At 69.3% G+C, this 15,739-nt stretch carries 9 protein-coding genes; 5 read left to right on the top strand and 4 right to left on the bottom strand.

Annotated features, from left to right (window positions below; genetic code table 11):
- Window positions 1-15 precede the first annotated feature (15 nt).
- The gene (locus LX12_RS20900; protein ID WP_253656547.1) at window positions 16-1,125 is read right to left on the bottom strand and encodes a DNA polymerase IV; all 1,110 of its coding nucleotides are present in this window, start codon (window positions 1,123-1,125) and stop codon (window positions 16-18) included.
- Window positions 1,126-1,277: 152 nt separating this feature from the next.
- Between LX12_RS20900 and LX12_RS20895 the strand changes: the two genes are divergently transcribed.
- From LX12_RS20895 to LX12_RS20880, 4 genes are all read left to right on the top strand, one after another.
- Window positions 1,278-2,255, top strand: a complete 978-nt coding sequence (locus LX12_RS20895) for an alpha/beta hydrolase-fold protein (RefSeq protein WP_253656546.1) — start codon at window positions 1,278-1,280, stop codon at window positions 2,253-2,255.
- A gap of 79 nt (window positions 2,256-2,334) precedes the next feature.
- Entirely contained in the window at window positions 2,335-2,784 is a 450-nt protein-coding gene (locus LX12_RS20890) for a VOC family protein (RefSeq protein ID WP_253656545.1), read from the top strand.
- A gap of 29 nt (window positions 2,785-2,813) precedes the next feature.
- Window positions 2,814-4,160 carry a type I glutamate--ammonia ligase gene (locus LX12_RS20885; protein WP_253656544.1) on the top strand — a complete coding sequence of 449 codons (1,347 nt, stop codon included), beginning with the start codon at window positions 2,814-2,816 and terminating at the stop codon, window positions 4,158-4,160.
- A complete protein-coding gene (locus LX12_RS20880) occupies window positions 4,157-5,272 on the top strand; it encodes an amidohydrolase family protein (protein ID WP_253656586.1) in 1,116 nt (371 codons plus the stop codon). Before LX12_RS20885 ends, LX12_RS20880 begins: the two co-directional genes overlap by 4 nt.
- A 183-nt stretch (window positions 5,273-5,455) precedes the next feature.
- Here LX12_RS20880 and LX12_RS20875 read toward each other — a convergent pair whose 3' ends face one another.
- Complete coding sequence (locus LX12_RS20875) at window positions 5,456-6,640, bottom strand: NAD(P)/FAD-dependent oxidoreductase (RefSeq protein ID WP_253656543.1); 1,185 nt, start codon at window positions 6,638-6,640, stop codon at window positions 5,456-5,458.
- Between the two features lie 201 nt (window positions 6,641-6,841).
- Between LX12_RS20875 and LX12_RS20870 the strand changes: the two genes are divergently transcribed.
- A complete protein-coding gene (locus tag LX12_RS20870; RefSeq protein ID WP_253656542.1) occupies window positions 6,842-7,723 on the top strand; it encodes a type IV toxin-antitoxin system AbiEi family antitoxin in 882 nt (293 codons plus the stop codon).
- Between the two features lie 222 nt (window positions 7,724-7,945).
- Here LX12_RS20870 and LX12_RS20865 read toward each other — a convergent pair whose 3' ends face one another.
- Both LX12_RS20865 and rpoB read right to left on the bottom strand, forming a co-directional pair.
- A complete protein-coding gene (locus LX12_RS20865; protein ID WP_253656541.1) occupies window positions 7,946-11,902 on the bottom strand; it encodes a DNA-directed RNA polymerase subunit beta' in 3,957 nt (1,318 codons plus the stop codon).
- A gap of 75 nt (window positions 11,903-11,977) precedes the next feature.
- Window positions 11,978-15,508: a DNA-directed RNA polymerase subunit beta gene (rpoB, locus tag LX12_RS20860; RefSeq protein ID WP_253656540.1), complete on the bottom strand. Its 3,531-nt coding sequence runs from the start codon at window positions 15,506-15,508 to the stop codon at window positions 11,978-11,980.
- Between the last annotated feature and the right edge of the window lie 231 nt (window positions 15,509-15,739).

Here is a 15,739-nt window from a genome sequence, read left to right as displayed (position 1 = left end):
GGGACGGGCTCGACGTCAGTCGTCGAGTACCAGGTCCAGGCGTACCCCGAGCAGCCGGACGGGCCGGTCGAGCTCGAAGCGGTCCAGAAGAGTGTGCACCGTCGGCTCGATGTCGGTCAGATGGGTTGTCGGCGTGGGCAGTTTGCGGGATTTGGTGCGGGTGAAGAAGGTCGACGTCCGCACCGTCACCGCGACGTGGGACACGACACGCCCCTCGGCCCGCACCAGGGCCAGCACGTCGGCCGCCAGCGCGGAGGCCCGGCGGTGCAGCTCGTCGACGTCGGTGACGTCGGTGGGGAACGTCTGCACCTTGGAGTGCGACCGCGCGACGTGTGGCTCCTCGGTGATCGTCGCGTCCCCACCACCGCGGGCCAGCACGTACAACCAGGTCCCCTGGTGGTTGCCGAACCGCTCGACGAGTGTCTCGCGCGGCGTCGCGACGAGGTCGGCGACGCTGTGGACGTCCATCGCGGTCAGTTTCTGCGCGGTCTTCGGCCCCACGCTCCACAGGTCCCGGCACGGGTGGTCGCCCATCCGGGCCATCCAGGTCTCCGCGGTGAGGATGTCGACGCGGTCGGTGCCGGGCGGCTGCTCCTTGGCGAAGTTCGTGGCCATCTTCGCGCGCTGCTTGTTGTCGCTTATGCCGACGGCGCAGGTCAGGCCGGTCTCCTCGCGGATGCGGCGGATGATCGTCGCGGCGAGGGCGCGCGGGTCCTCGACGTCGGCGCCGACGTACGCCTCGTCCCACCCCCACACCTCGACGGGGTGGCCGAGGCCGCGCAGCACCGTCATGACCTCCTCGGAGGCGATGTCGTAGGTCTCGTGGTCGGTCGGCAGGTAGACGGCGTCCGGCAGCTTCCTGTGCGCGGTCCGCAGCGGCATGCCGGCCCGGACGCCGACGTCGCGGGCCTCGTAGGACGCGCAGGTCACCACGGTCCGCGGCGCGTGCGGGTCGCCCGCCCCGCCCACGATGACCGGGACCCCGACGAGCTCGGGGGCGCGCAGCCGCTCCACGGACACCTGGAACTGGTCGAGGTCGACGTGCAGGATCCAACGCCGTGGCCGGGCGTCCGCGGCCGTCGTCACGCGCGGTGTGACGTCACCCTCGCCCACCTCCGTCGCCATTGAGCCATTGTCCCGCGTGTGGGAAGGTGTTCGGTGCCGCACAGGCACACGACGTCGGGGGACGCACGAGCGCCAGGTCTGCGCAGCTCGCATGCCGTGCGGTCATCGCGCGACGAGACGCCCCACCGGGCCCGACACGAAGTGGTAACCGCATGACCTTCGCGAGCCGCCGCGCGCCGTCCGTGCGCGCCGCCCTGTCCACCCTGGTCGTCGCCCTCGTCGCGGCGTTCGGCCTCGTCACCGTGGGCACCGGGACGGCGAATGCGTGGGGTCCCCGCCCCGCCCCGACCTTCAAGTCCGCGACCATCAACGGCTACGGCATGCCCAGCCCGGTGATCCGTACCTGGGCGTCGACGACGACGAACCCGGCCCAGGCGCCGACGATCATCTTCCTCGACGGGCTGCGCGCCACCAACGACGTGAACGGCTGGGAGAAGGAGACGAACGTCCCGTTCCTGTCGCAGCGCGGCTACAACGTCGTCATGCCCGTCGGCGGCCAGTCGAGCTTCTACGCCGACTGGAACGCCCCGAGCCCGTCGGCCGGCCAGACCCGCCCCTACCGCTGGAACAGCGTCCTGACCGGCAGCCTGCCCGCCTACCTCGACAGACTCGGGTTCTCCCGCAACCGCACGCTGGTGGGCCTGTCGATGTCGGCGGCGCCGGCCATCATGCTCACCACCACGCGCCCCGACCTCTACACCCGCGCGGTGTCGATGTCGGGCTTCCCGCACCCGACCGCGCCGGGCATGCAGACCATGCTGCGCGCCGCCGCGTTCGACTCCGGCCGCTACGACCTCAACAACATGTGGGGCATCTTCCCCAACCTGAAGGCCTTCCAGAACGACCCCTGGCTGAACCTGCCCGCCATGGCGGGACGGCACCTGTGGGTCTACGCCGCCGCGGGCATCTGGAACGGTCCGCCGACGAACATCGCGACGTTCGGCACCGGCCTGTCCGGCTCGGCCCTCGAGGTCGTGTCGCAGGAGCAGTCCCAGACCTTCGCCCTCGCGGCCCGTGCCGCCGGTGCGAACGTGCGCTCGAGCTTCTGGCCCGTCGGCATCCACGCGTGGAAGTTCTGGCAGGACGAGATCTGGCGCATCGACCGCGCCGGCTGGTTCCGCAACGGCTGATCGGACAATGCGGACCGTTCCTGTCCGCGTCCGGTGACATCGTCCCTCTCGTCAGAACCATCGACGAGAGGGACGAGTCATGAGCAGCACCGAATCCGCCACCACCGCGCCCGCCACCGGCGTGCGCGGCGGCCCCTGGACGCTCGAGGTCGTGATGCTCCCGGTGAGCGACCCCGACCGCGCCAAGGAGTTCTACACCCGCATCGGGTTCACCCCCGACCACGATCACGTCGTCCCGCCGGGCCAACCCGGCAACGACGGCGACACCCCGGTCCGCTTCGTGCAGATGACGCCCGTCGGCTCGAACTGCTCGATCGCGTTCGGCGACGGCCTCGTCGAGGGTGAGCCCGGCTCGGTGAAGGGCCTGATGATCTGCGTGACCGACATCGAGGCCGCGCGCGAGCACCTGCTGTCCGCCGGCGTCGAGGTGGGACCCGTCGACGTGCAGCCGTGGGGCCATTTCGTGTATTTCGCCGACCCCGACGGCAACGAGTGGTCGGTGCAGTACCTGCCCCATCGCCACGCCTGAGCAACGCCGGTGGGGCACACTGTGACCCCATGGCCACCATCCGCACCGACGTCCTGGGTCACCTGCAGAGCGCGGGGGTCGAGATGCTCGTGGGCACCGTCGTGAACCCCGCCGGACTGACCCACGCGAAGGTCGTCGACGTCGCCCGCGTCCCCGCGTTCGCCGACGCGGGGCTCGGCGTCAGCCCGGTGTGGCACGTGTTCACCATCGACCGGACCGGCATCGCCTACACCGACCGCTTCGGCGCCGTCGGCGACCAGCGCATCCGCGTCGACCTCGGCGCGGTCCGCATCATCGGTGACCACATCGCCTGGGCTCCCGCGGATTTCGTCGACCAGTCGTTCGAGCCGGTCGGCGCGTGCGCCCGCACGACGCTGCGGAGTGTCGAGGAGCGGCTCGCCTCGTCGGGGTTGATCGCCCTCGTCGGCCACGAGCTGGAGTTCACCCTCCTCGACGACGCCGCCGCGCCGGTCCCGTCGACGATGTGGGCGCAGTACGGGCTGGCCGGCGTGCTCGAGCACGAGGGGTTCGTGCGCGACGTCGTCGCGTCGGCGAAGCGCGCCGGTGTCGAGCTCGCCCAGATGCACCCCGAGTACGGCAGCAACCAGTTCGAGGTGTCGCTGGCGCCCCTGTCGCCGGTGGCCGCGGCCGACCAGCTGGTCGCCGCACGGATGGTGATCGGACGCGCGGCCCGTCGCCATGGCCTCCGCGCGTGCTTCTCGCCGAAGCCGTTCCACGACGGCGTCGGCAACGGTGCGCACCAGCACTTCTCGCTCGCCGGCGCCGGCGGGCCGCTGTTCTCCGGGGGCGACGGGCCGCGGGGCCTGACGTCGTCCGGTGGCGCGGCGATCGGCGGCGTGGTCGCCGGACTGCCCGAACTGCAGGCCGTGCTGTGCGGCTCGATCCTGTCGGGTCTGCGTGTGCTGCCCGGCTTCTGGGCGGGCGCCTACGCCTGCTGGGGCACCGAGAACCGCGAGGCGTCGGTGCGCTTCATCGAAGGCGGACCGGCGAACCCGGTCGGCGCGAACGTCGAGGTGAAGATCGTCGACCCGTCGGCGAACCCCTACCTCGCGTCCGCGGCGATCCTGGGCCTCGCGGCCGACGGCATCGAGCGCGGTGCGCTGCTCCCGCCGGAGACGACGGTCGACCCGGCGACGCTGTCGGACGCGGAGCGTGAGGCTGCCGGCACGGTGCTGCTGACCGGCGACCAGACCGCGATGCTCGACGCGCTGGAGGGGTCGTCGACGGCGCGGTCGGTGCTGGGCGACGAGGTGGTCGAGGCGACCCTCGCGGTCCGCCGGTACGAGGCGTCGACCTACGGGGATCGCTCCCCGGCCGAGCTGGCGGAGATGTTCCGGATGGCGTGGAGCGTGTGAGCGCGGCGTCGGATGCACTGCGGGAGCACCTGTCCCGGGTGGAGCTCGTCGACCACCACGTCCACGGCCGGTGGGCCGCCGACGGCGACGCCGCACGGCTCGCAGCGGCCCTGAACGAGGCCGACCCCGATCCGGTGACCGCGGCCGCGTCGGGGTGGGAGACGCAGCTCGGCGTCGCGGTGCGAGCTCGCTGCGCCCCTCTGCTGGACCTGCCGCGACACGCGTCGCCGTCCGAGTACTGCGCGCGACGTGCCGTACTGGGCGAGGGCGAGGTGTCCCGGCGGTTCCTGTCCGCGGCCGGGGTGTCGACGTGGTTGGTGGACACCGGGTTCCACGCCGGGCTGACCGATCCCGACGACCTCGCGACCCTCGGCGGCAGCGTCGCACACGAGGTGGTCCGCCTCGAGGAGGTCGCCGAGCAGGCCGCCGCCGCGCCGGGCGACTACGCCGACGAGTTCGTCGAGATCCTGCACCGCAGAACCGGTGCCGCGGTGGCGACGAAGTCCGTGCTGGCCTATCGCGGCGGGTTCGGGGGCGACCTGTCGGACCCGCCGGAGCGGCTCGTCGCGCTCGCCGCGGAACGCTGGCGCGCCGCCGGCGGCACGCGGCTGACCGATCGGGTGCTGCTGCGGTTCGGGTTGCACCGGGCGCTCGACGTCGGTCTGCCGCTGCAGTTCCACGTCGGGTTCGGCGATCGGGACGCGCGGTTGTCGCAGACCGATCCGCTCCTGCTCGACGAGTTCCTCCGCGAAGCCGGCGACGTCCCGATCATGCTGCTGCACTGCTACCCCTGGGAGCGGCAGGCCGGGTATCTCGCGCAGGCGTTCCCGTCGGTCCATCTCGACGGGGGGCTCTCGATCCACCACCTCGGCGCACGGTCGGGGCCGTTCGTCGGGCGACTGCTCGAGATGGCGCCGTTCACGAAGCTGCTGTACTCCTCCGACGGCTGCGGGCCCGCCGAGTTCCACTTCCTCGGTGCCACTCTCTGGCGAGACGGGATGGCGTCGGTCCTGGCGGGGTTCGTCGACGCCGACGAGTGGTCGCTGGACGACGCGCTGCGCGTCGCCGACCTCGTCGCCCACGGCAACGCCCGCCGCGTCTACCGACTCTGACCCCACGCCTGTGACCCCGCACCTGTTACGCCGCGCCCCGGGCGAGACCTCGCCGAGCGTGCACCAGATCCCGCCGATCGTGCGGTAGACCCCGCCGACCGTGCGGTAGATCCCGCCCAGGGTGCCAAAACCCTCCGCCGACCGTGCCGATACCGAACTCGCCGAGTGTGCGGCTGGACGTCGTCAGGCTGTCGCCGCGACGGGGATCGGCGCACCCTGGGCGACGAGGTCGCCGCCGCGGTCGTAGTCGTCGTCGCAGCGGTGGGTGAGCACCCCGACTGCTCGGCCGGCGTCGTCGGCGTACCAGACGGTGAGCCCACCGTCGTCGTGGAACACCGGGATCGCCGACGTGAACCCGTCACCCCATGCGCTGTACTTCACGGTCTCGTCGCCGATCTGGGTCCAGAAGCCGGGCACCGCGTCCCAGCGTGCCGCGGTCCCTGCCGCCGCGGCGCCGGCGATCCGGCCCTGGTCCTCGGCGTCCTGCCAGTGCTCGGTGGGGACCACCCGTCCGGCGGTCGCGTTCATCGCCGCGGCGACGTCGCCGGCCGCGAAGAGGTGGGTTGCCGACGTCCGCATCGACGCGTCGACCGCGATCCGACCGGACCGCATCGACAGTCCCGCGACGTCGGCAAGGCGCGAGCGCGGTGAGATGCCGGTGGCGGCGAGAACGAGGTCGACGTCGACGGTGACGCCGCTGTCGAGCTGCGCCGCGAAGCCCTCCCCCACCCGCCCGCGGACGGCGTCGACGTGGGCGCCACCGGAGTAGCGCACCCCCGCGTCGTCGAGGATGGACGCCAGCCGAGCGCCCGCGTCGGGTCCGAGTCGTCGGTGCTGAGGCACCTCGTCGGGGCCGACGACGGTCGTCGTCACGCCGCGGGCCGCCAGCGACGCCGCAGCCTCACAGCCGATGAAGCCCCCGCCGACGACGAGCGCCGACGACACCTGGCCGGCCCACCGCCGCAGCGCGTCGGAGTCGGCGACCGACCGCAGCGTCGGGACCGCCTCGCCCCCGTCCGCGGGCAGGGGCATCGGCGCCGCGCCGGTCGCGATGACCGCGTTCTCGTACCGGATGACGTCGCCGGTCCGGCTCTCCGCCTCCCGATCGCCCGGCCGTAGCCGCGTGATGTCGACGCCGGTGTGGACCTCGACGTCGTTGTGCTCGTAGAAGGTGTCCGGCCGCAGCGCGATGTCGGGCAGGTCGCTCTCACCGCGCAGGAAGTCCTTGCTCAGCGGCGGCCGCCAGTAGGGCTGATGATCCTCCGGCGTGACGACGACGACCCGTCCCCGGCCGCCGTGGTCCCGATACGACTCGGCCGCGGCGACCCCTGCCGGCCCCGACCCGATGACGAGCAGTGCGGTGTCCATCTCGACCGACTACCCACCCCACCCCGGACCTACCCACCCCACTCCCCGCGGCGAACCGCCGAGCGTGCACCAGATCCCGCCCACCGGGCAGAAAATCCCGCCGAGTGTGCGCCAGATCCCGCCCACCGGGCAGTAGATCCCGCCCAGCGTGCACTCCGAGATCCGAGTGAACCGTTCGACGGCCATGTGCGTCCAACGAGCATGAGCATCGACAACCGCCCATTCGCACTCGGCGACCACGGTCTGCCGGGCGACGTGGGTCCGCGAGACATACGCCGGGACTTCCGCATGGTGCATCGCGGCGTGTACGCCGAAGCCGCGTCACCATTGACGGCCGTGGAGACCATCCGGGCAGGATGGCTGAGGGCGGGCCCTGACTCCGTGGTGGCAGGCGTCAGCGCTGCGGTCCTGCATGGCGGCACGTTCTTCGATCACGGTGCGACCGTCGAGCTGATCCGACCGCCGACCGGCCAGGGACGGCGATTCAACGACGTCCGCATCCATCGCACTGAGGTGAACCCGGCCGACGTAGTTGTCATCGACGGCATGCCGGTCACCTCACCGATCAGGACTGCGTTCGATCTCGGACGTCGCACTCCTGCCTGGCTGGCTTTGGCACATCTCGACGACCTCACGCGAGCGACCGATTTCGACCACATGGACTTGTGGCGGTTCGTCGTCGCACACCCGGCGGTACGGAACATTCGACAGCTCCGTGGGCTCGTCCCGTGGATCGACGCCGGCGCCGAGTCGTCGGGCGAGAGCTGGACGCGGTTCCTCATGCTCGACGGCGGCCTGCCGAAGCCGGAGACACAGGTGAAGGTCTACGACGAGGCGGGCGTGATCATCGCCAAGTTCGACCTCGCCTACCGCCGCGAGAAGATCGGCGTGGAGTTCGACGGGTTCGAATACCACTACAGCGAAGACCAACGGCTTTCCAATGCGGCGCGCGATCGGCAGACCGCCGCCCTGGGATGGCACACCGAGAGACGGAACAGCGTCCAGCTGTCCGGCGATCCGGGCGGGTTTCTCGCGCAGCTACGCGGCCTGCTCGACGCCCGCGGGCGTCGACGAGGACGCTGAGCGCCACGCTCGGCGGGATCTGGTGCACGGTCGACGGCATCTGGTGCACGCTCGGGGGGATCTACCGCACGCTCGGCGAGGGGTTTTGGCACGCTCGGCGGGATCTGGTGCACGCTCGACAGCATCTACCGCACGCTCGGCGGGTTGGCGCGACGGGCACAGACGCAGGACGGCCCCCACCTCGCGGTGGGAGCCGTCCTGTCGATCAGGGACTACTCGGGGTCAGCGGTAATCGCTGGAGAATCCGTAGTCGTCCAGCGGCACCGCAGCACCCGACGGGGCACCGAAGGTGCCGTCCGGGCTGTAGTAGGTGTCGTCGTACGACGGCACCGCGTACGCGGCGGCACGCGCCTCCTCGGTCGGCTGCACCTGAATGTTCCGGTACCGGTTGATGCCGGTGCCGGCCGGGATCAGCTTGCCGATGATCACGTTCTCCTTCAGACCCACCAGCTTGTCGCTGCGGCTGTTGATCGCCGCGTCGGTCAGGACACGCGTGGTCTCCTGGAACGACGCCGCCGACAGCCACGACTCGGTGGCCAGCGAGGCCTTCGTGATGCCCATGAGCACCGGACGACCGGCCGCGGGCTCGCCGCCCTCGCCGACGACGCGACGGTTGGCCGCCTCGAACTCGGCGCGCTCGGTGAGCGACCCGGGCAGGAACTCGGTGGCGCCGGAGTCGATGATCGTCACGCGACGCAGCATCTGACGGACGATCGTCTCGATGTGCTTGTCGTGGATCGACACACCCTGGCTCCGGTACACCTCCTGCACCTCGTTGACGAGGTGCACCTGCACCTGACGCGGGCCCATGACACGCAGGACCTCGTGCGGATCCGCGGCGCCCTCCATGAGCTGCTGTCCGACCTCGACGTGGTCGCCGTCGGCCAGCAGACGCTCGGAGCCGTCGTCGTGCTTGAACACACGCAGACGCTGACGCTTCGAGATCTTGTCGTAGACGACCTCTTCCGATCCGTCGTCGGGGACGATCGTGATCTTGTAGAAGCGGTCGTCGTCCTCGAGACGGATCCGGCCGGCGACCTCGGCGATCGGAGCCTTGCCCTTGGGGACACGGGCCTCGAACAGCTCCTGGACACGCGGCAGACCGCCGGTGATGTCGTCGCCGACACCACCCTGGTGGAACGTACGCATCGTCAGCTGGGTACCGGGCTCACCGATCGACTGCGCGGCGATGATGCCGACCGCCTCGCCGATGTCGACGAGCTTGCCGGTCGCCATCGAGCGGCCATAGCACATCGCGCACACGCCGGTGCCCGTCGTGCAGGTCAGCACCGACCGCACCTTGACCTCGGTGATGCCGGCCGCGAGGAGTGCCTCGATGGCCGGGTCGCCCAGGTCGTGGCCACGCTCGACGACGACATTGCCGTCGGCGTCAAGGGCGTCGGACGCGAGGGTCCGTGCGTACGCGGAGGTCTCGACGTGCGGGTCGCGGATCAGCGAGCCGTCGGCCTGCTTCTCGGCGAGCGTCACGACGATGCCGCGCTCGGTGCCACAGTCGGTCTCGCGGACGATGACGTCCTGGCTGACGTCCACCAGACGACGGGTCAGGTACCCGGAGTCGGCGGTGCGCAGGGCGGTGTCGGCCAGACCCTTGCGGGCGCCGTGCGTGTTGATGAAGTACTCCGCCACCGTCAGGCCCTCGCGGAACGAGGACTTGATCGGACGCGGGATGAACTCACCCTTCGGGTTGGTCACCAGACCCTTCATGCCCGACAGGTTGCGGACCTGGGTCATGTTGCCCGTCGCACCCGACTTCGGGATCATCGCGATCGGGTTGTCCTCGGGGTAGTACGCCTCCATCGCGGCGCCGACCTCTTCGGTGGCCTGCTTCCAGATCTCCACGAGAGCGTCACGACGCTCGTCCGGGGTGAGGGCACCACGCTGGAACTTGCGCTCCAGGCCGTCGGCCCGCTCCTCGTACTTGTCGAGGATCTCCTTCTTGTTCGGCGGCACCAGCACGTCGGCCATCGACACGGTGACACCCGAGCGGGTGGCCCAGTAGAAGCCGACGTCCTTGAGCTTGTCGACGGTCTGCGCAACCACGATCATCGGGTAGCGCTCGGCCAGGTCGTTGATGATGACGGCCTGACGCTTCTTCGGCATCTGCTCGTTGACGAACGGGTACTCCCGCGGCAGCAGCTCGTTGAAGAGCACGCGACCCAGGGTGGTCTCGATCGTCCACGCCTCACCGACGGTCCAGCCGTCGGGGAAGTGCTCGGCCTCGATGTCGGCCGGCGGACGCTGATCGGTCAGACGCACCTTGATCTTCGCCTGCACGCTCAGCACGCCACGGTCCATCGCCATGATGGCCTCGGCCGGGGTCGAGTAGACACCGCGCTCGACGTCGTCGTCCGACGACGCCGCGTACTCACCGAGCGCCCCGTCCTTCTGGGTGGTCAGGAAGTACAGACCCGTGACCATGTCCAGACGCGGCATGGCGAGCGGACGACCCGACGCCGGCGACAGGATGTTGTTCGACGACAGCATCAGGATGCGGGCCTCGGCCTGCGCCTCCGCCGACAGCGGGAGGTGCACGGCCATCTGGTCACCGTCGAAGTCGGCGTTGAAGGCCTCACACACCAGCGGGTGCAGCTGGATCGCCTTGCCCTCGACGAGCTGCGGCTCGAACGCCTGGATGCCCAGACGGTGCAGCGTCGGCGCACGGTTCAGCAGGACCGGGTGCTCGGCGATGACCTCTTCGAGGACGTCCCACACCGCGGGCCGCTGACGCTCGACCATGCGCTTGGCCGACTTGATGTTCTGCGCCTGGTTCAGGTCGACCAGACGCTTCATCACGAACGGCTTGAACAGCTCGAGCGCCATCAGCTTCGGCAGACCGCACTGGTGCAGCTTGAGCTGCGGGCCGACGACGATGACCGAACGGCCCGAGTAGTCGACGCGCTTGCCGAGCAGGTTCTGACGGAAACGACCCTGCTTGCCCTTGAGCAGATCGCTCAGCGACTTCAGCGGGCGGTTGCCCGGCCCGGTGACCGGACGGCCGCGACGACCGTTGTCGAACAGGGCGTCGACCGACTCCTGCAGCATCCGCTTCTCGTTGTTGACGATGATCTCGGGGGCACCGAGGTCGATCAGTCGCTTGAGGCGGTTGTTGCGGTTGATGACGCGGCGGTACAGATCGTTCAGGTCCGACGTGGCGAAGCGGCCACCGTCGAGCTGGACCATCGGGCGCAGCTCCGGCGGGATCACCGGCACCGCGTCGAGGACCATGCCCAGCGGCGAGTTGCCCGACTGCTGGAACGCCGCGACGACCTTCAGTCGCTTGAGCGCACGCAGCTTCTTCTGACCCTTGCCGTTGCGGATGGTGTCCCGCAGGATGTCGGCCTCGGCGTCGATGTCGAAGGTCTCGAGGAGCTTCTTGATCGCCTCGGCACCCATCGCGCCGGTGAAGTACTCGCCGTAGCGGTCCTGCAGCTCACGGTAGAGCCGCTCGTCGATGATCATGTCCTTCGGGGCGAGCTTGGTGAACTTGTCCCAGATCTCGTCGAGCTCGTCGAGCGCACGCTGTGCGGTGTCGCGGATCTTGCGCATCTCGCGCTCGCCCGCGTCCTTCACCTTGCGACGCGCGTCGGCCTTGGCACCCTCGCGCTCGAGCTCGGCGAGGTCCTCCTCGAGCTTCTTGGCGCGCTCCTCCAGGTCGGAGTCACGGGTGTCGGCGACACCCTTCTTCTCGACCTCCATCTCGGCCTGCAGCGTCGACAGCTCGTTGTGGCGGAGCTCGTCGTCGACCGAGGTGATGACGTAGGCGGCGAAGTAGATGATCTTCTCGAGATCCTTCGGCGCCAGGTCCAGCAGGTAGCCCAGGCGCGACGGGACGCCCTTGAAGTACCAGATGTGGGTGACCGGTGCGGCCAGCTCGATGTGACCCATCCGCTCACGACGCACCTTGGCGCGGGTCACCTCCACGCCGCAGCGCTCGCAGATGATGCCCTTGAAGCGGACGCGCTTGTACTTGCCGCAGTAGCACTCCCAGTCGCGGGTAGGGCCGAAGATCTTCTCGCAGAAGAGTCCGTCCTTCTCCGGCTTGAGGGTGCGGTAGTTGATGGTCTCCGGCTTCTTGACCTCGCCGTAGCTCCACCGGTGGATGTCGTCGGCGGTCGCGAGACCGATCTTCAGTTCATCGAAAAAGTTGACGTCGAGCACGTGTTGCCTCTCGGGTTGCTCTGGGTCGGTGAGGGCTGGTGGAGGTCGGTGCGCCCGGAGGCGCACCGACGCTCATCAGTTCGCGAGGTCGTCGACGGTGGCGGACTCGTTGCGGGACAGGTTGATGCCGAGGTTGGCCGCGGCACGCTCCAGGTCCTCGTCGTCGCCGTCGCGCATCTCGATCGCGGCGCCGTCGGAGCTGAGCACCTCGACGTTCAGGCACAGGGACTGCAGCTCCTTCAGGAGCACCTTGAACGACTCGGGGATGCCCGGCTCGGGGATGTTCTCGCCCTTGACGATCGCCTCGTACACCTTCACGCGTCCGACGACGTCGTCGGACTTGATGGTGAGCAGCTCCTGCAGCGTGTACGCCGCGCCGTAGGCCTGCATCGCCCAGCACTCCATCTCACCGAAGCGCTGGCCACCGAACTGCGCCTTACCGCCCAGCGGCTGCTGCGTGATCATCGAGTACGGACCCGTCGACCGCGCGTGGATCTTGTCGTCCACGAGGTGGTGCAGCTTGATGATGTACATGTAGCCGACCGACACCGGGTACGGGAACGGCTCGCCGGAACGACCGTCGAACAGCGTGGCCTTGCCGTCACCGTTGACCATCACCTCGCCGTCGCGGTTCGGCAGCGTCGAGGACAGCAGTCCGGTCAGCTCCTCCTCGCGCGCGCCGTCGAACACCGGGGTCGCGGTGCGGGTGTCCGGGCCGGCCGAGAGCATGCTCTCGTCCAGACGCGACGCCCACTCCGGCGTGCCGCCCGCGACGTCGATGTTCCAGCCGGTCTTGGCGATCCACCCGAGGTGGGTCTCCAGGATCTGACCGATGTTCATACGACGCGGGACACCGTGGGTGTTCAGGATGATGTCGACCGGCGTGCCGTCGGGCAGGAACGGCATGTCCTCCGCCGGGAGGATCTTGCCGATGACGCCCTTGTTGCCGTGGCGGCCGGCCAGCTTGTCGCCGTCCTGGATCTTGCGCTTCTGCGCGACGTAGACGCGGACGAGCTCGTTGACGCCCGGGGGCAGGTCGTCGTCGTCCTCGCGGCTGAACACGCGGATGCCGATCACCTTGCCGGTCTCGCCGTGCGGCACCTTCAGCGAGGTGTCGCGGACCTCCCGCGCCTTCTCACCGAAGATGGCGCGCAGCAGGCGCTCCTCGGGGGTCAGCTCGGTCTCGCCCTTCGGGGTGACCTTGCCGACGAGGATGTCGCCGTCACGGACCTCGGCACCGATGCGGATGATGCCGCGCTCGTCGAGGTCGGCGAGGACCTCGTCGGAGACGTTCGGGATGTCCCGGGTGATCTCCTCGGCACCGAGCTTGGTGTCGCGGGCGTCGATCTCGTGCTCCTCGATGTGGATCGAGGTGAGCACGTCCTCCTCCACGAGGCGCTGCGACAGGATGATCGCGTCCTCGTAGTTGTGGCCCTCCCACGGCATGATCGCCACGAGCAGGTTCTTGCCCAGGGCCATCTCACCGGTGTCGGTGCAGGGCCCGTCGGCGAGGACCTGGCCGGTCTCGACACGCTGCCCCTCGTCCACGATCGGACGCTGGTTGGCGCAGGTGCCGTGGTTCGACCGGGCGAACTTGCGCATCCGGAACGTGTCGCGGGTGCCGTCGTCGGCCATGACGGTGACGTAGTCGGCCGAGACCTCCTCCACGACGCCCGCCTTCGCCGAGACGATGACGTCCCCGGCGTCGACGGCGGCACGCAGCTCCATTCCGGTGCCGACCAGCGGCGCCTCGCTGCGGACCAGCGGCACCGCCTGACGCTGCATGTTCGCACCCATCAGGGCGCGGTTGGCGTCGTCGTGCTCGAGGAACGGGATCATCGCGGTCGCGACGGAGACCATCTGTCGCGGCGAGACGTCCATGTAGTCGATCGCGTCCGGTCCGACGAACTCGACCTCGCCGCCCTTGCGGCGGACGAGGATGCGGTCCTCGGTGAAACGGTTGTCGGAGTCGAGCTCGGCGTTGGCCTGGGCCTTGACGAAGCGCTCCTCCTCGTCGGCGGTCAGGTAGTCGATCTGGTCGGTGACCTGGCCGCCGACGACCTTGCGGTAGGGCGTCTCGATGAAACCGAACGGGTTGACCCGCGCGTACACCGACAGCGAGCCGATGAGACCGATGTTCGGACCCTCGGGGGTCTCGATCGGGCACATGCGGCCGTAGTGCGACGGGTGCACGTCGCGGACCTCGAGGCCGGCGCGCTCACGGGACAGACCGCCGGGGCCCAGCGCCGAGAGACGACGCTTGTGGGTCAGGCCCGACAGCGGGTTGTTCTGGTCCATGAACTGCGACAGCTGGCTGGTCCCGAAGAACTCCTTGATCGCCGCCACGACGGGACGGATGTTGATCAGGGTCTGCGGGGTGATCGCCTCGACGTCCTGGGTCGTCATGCGCTCGCGCACGACGCGCTCCATGCGGGACAGGCCCACGCGGATCTGGTTCTGGATCAGCTCGCCCACGGTGCGCAGACGACGGTTGCCGAAGTGGTCGATGTCGTCGACCTCGACCGGGACCTCCACGCCGCCGGGGACGGTCATGTAGGTGGTCGTGTGCGCGTCGGCCTCGTGCAGGCGCACGAGGTACTCGACGGTGGCGACGATGTCGTCCTCGGTGAGCACCGAGGCACCCGTCATCGGGTTGTCGGTGAGGCCGAGCTTCTTGTTGAACTTGTAGCGACCGACGCGCGCGAGGTCGTACCGCTTCTCCTTGAAGAAGAGGTTCTCGAGCAGGGTCTGCGCCGACTCCTTCGTCGGGGGCTCGCCCGGACGCAGCTTCCGGTAGACCTCGAGGAGGGCCTCGTCGGTGCCGGCGGTGTTGTCCTTCTCCAGCGTCGACATCATGATCTCGGAGAAGCCGAAGCGCTCGGTGATCTGCTCGTTGGTCCAGCCGAGCGCCTTGAGCAGCACGGTGACCGACTGGCGGCGCTTGCGGTCGATGCGGACGCCGACGGTGTCGCGCTTGTCGATGTCGAACTCGAGCCAGGCGCCACGACCCGGGATGACCTTCACGCTGTGGAGGGTCTTCTCGGTGGTCTTGTCGATGGTGGAGTCGAAGTAGACACCGGGGCTGCGGACGAGCTGGCTGACGACGACACGCTCGGTGCCGTTGATGATGAAGCTGCCCTTGTCGGTCATGATCGGGAAGTCGCCCATGAAGACGGTCTGCGACTTGATCTCACCGGTGTTGTTGTTGATGAACTCCGCGGTGACGAACAGCGGCGCCGCGTAGGTCATGTCCTTGTCCTTGCACTCCTCGACGGAGGCCTTCACCTCGTCGAAGCGAGGGTCGGAGAAGGAGAGGGACATCGAGCCCGAGAAGTCCTCGATCGGCGACAGCTCGGCGAGGATGTCGTCGAGACCACCCGAGGGGTGCTCCTCGCCGCGGGCGATCGCACGCTCACGCCACTCGGGCGACCCGATCAGCCACTCGAACGACTCGAGCTGGACGTCGAGGAGGCCAGGGACCTCCAGCGGTTCGGTGAGCTTCGCGAAGGAGGCGCGGTGCGGCGCTCCCGGGATGGTCCGGCGCGCTGCGCCGTCGGTTGTGGGGGTGGACTGGCGGGTGACTGCCAAGATGCGTCCTTCCAACACGGATCTCTGTGTGCCCGACGAGGTGCGTCATCCGCGGGAAGACGGGTGACACCGTGGGCGTTGTTGTCGGCGGCGCTGAGACTTCCCTCCGGGGCGTCCTGCGCGATCGCCGTCGACGGACACAGGTGTGGCCCGCGTGGGAGATCGTGATGTGGACAGAAGGCAGCCAGCGCAACGTCCAACTGTATCAGAAAAAACCGGTCCGATGTCAACATCGGTACGAGGTCGTCA

Origin of the sequence: Williamsia serinedens (assembly GCF_024171725.1) — a bacterium.
GTDB lineage: Bacteria > Actinomycetota > Actinomycetes > Mycobacteriales > Mycobacteriaceae > Williamsia_A > Williamsia_A serinedens.
This window is presented reverse-complemented; position numbering and strand designations above follow the sequence as displayed.

Bases quoted from the DNA above. Each gene is read 5' to 3' on its own strand.
- LX12_RS20895 (WP_253656546.1), top strand. From the start codon at position 1,278: ATGACCTTCGCGAGCCGCCGCGCGCCGTCCGTGCGCGCCGCCCTGTCC.
- LX12_RS20900 (WP_253656547.1), bottom strand. From the start codon at position 1,125: ATGGCGACGGAGGTGGGCGAGGGTGACGTCACACCGCGCGTGACGACG.
- LX12_RS20885 (WP_253656544.1), top strand. From the start codon at position 2,814: ATGGCCACCATCCGCACCGACGTCCTGGGTCACCTGCAGAGCGCGGGG.
- LX12_RS20875 (WP_253656543.1), bottom strand. From the start codon at position 6,640: ATGGACACCGCACTGCTCGTCATCGGGTCGGGGCCGGCAGGGGTCGCC.
- LX12_RS20870 (WP_253656542.1), top strand. From the start codon at position 6,842: ATGAGCATCGACAACCGCCCATTCGCACTCGGCGACCACGGTCTGCCG.
- LX12_RS20890 (WP_253656545.1), top strand. From the start codon at position 2,335: ATGAGCAGCACCGAATCCGCCACCACCGCGCCCGCCACCGGCGTGCGC.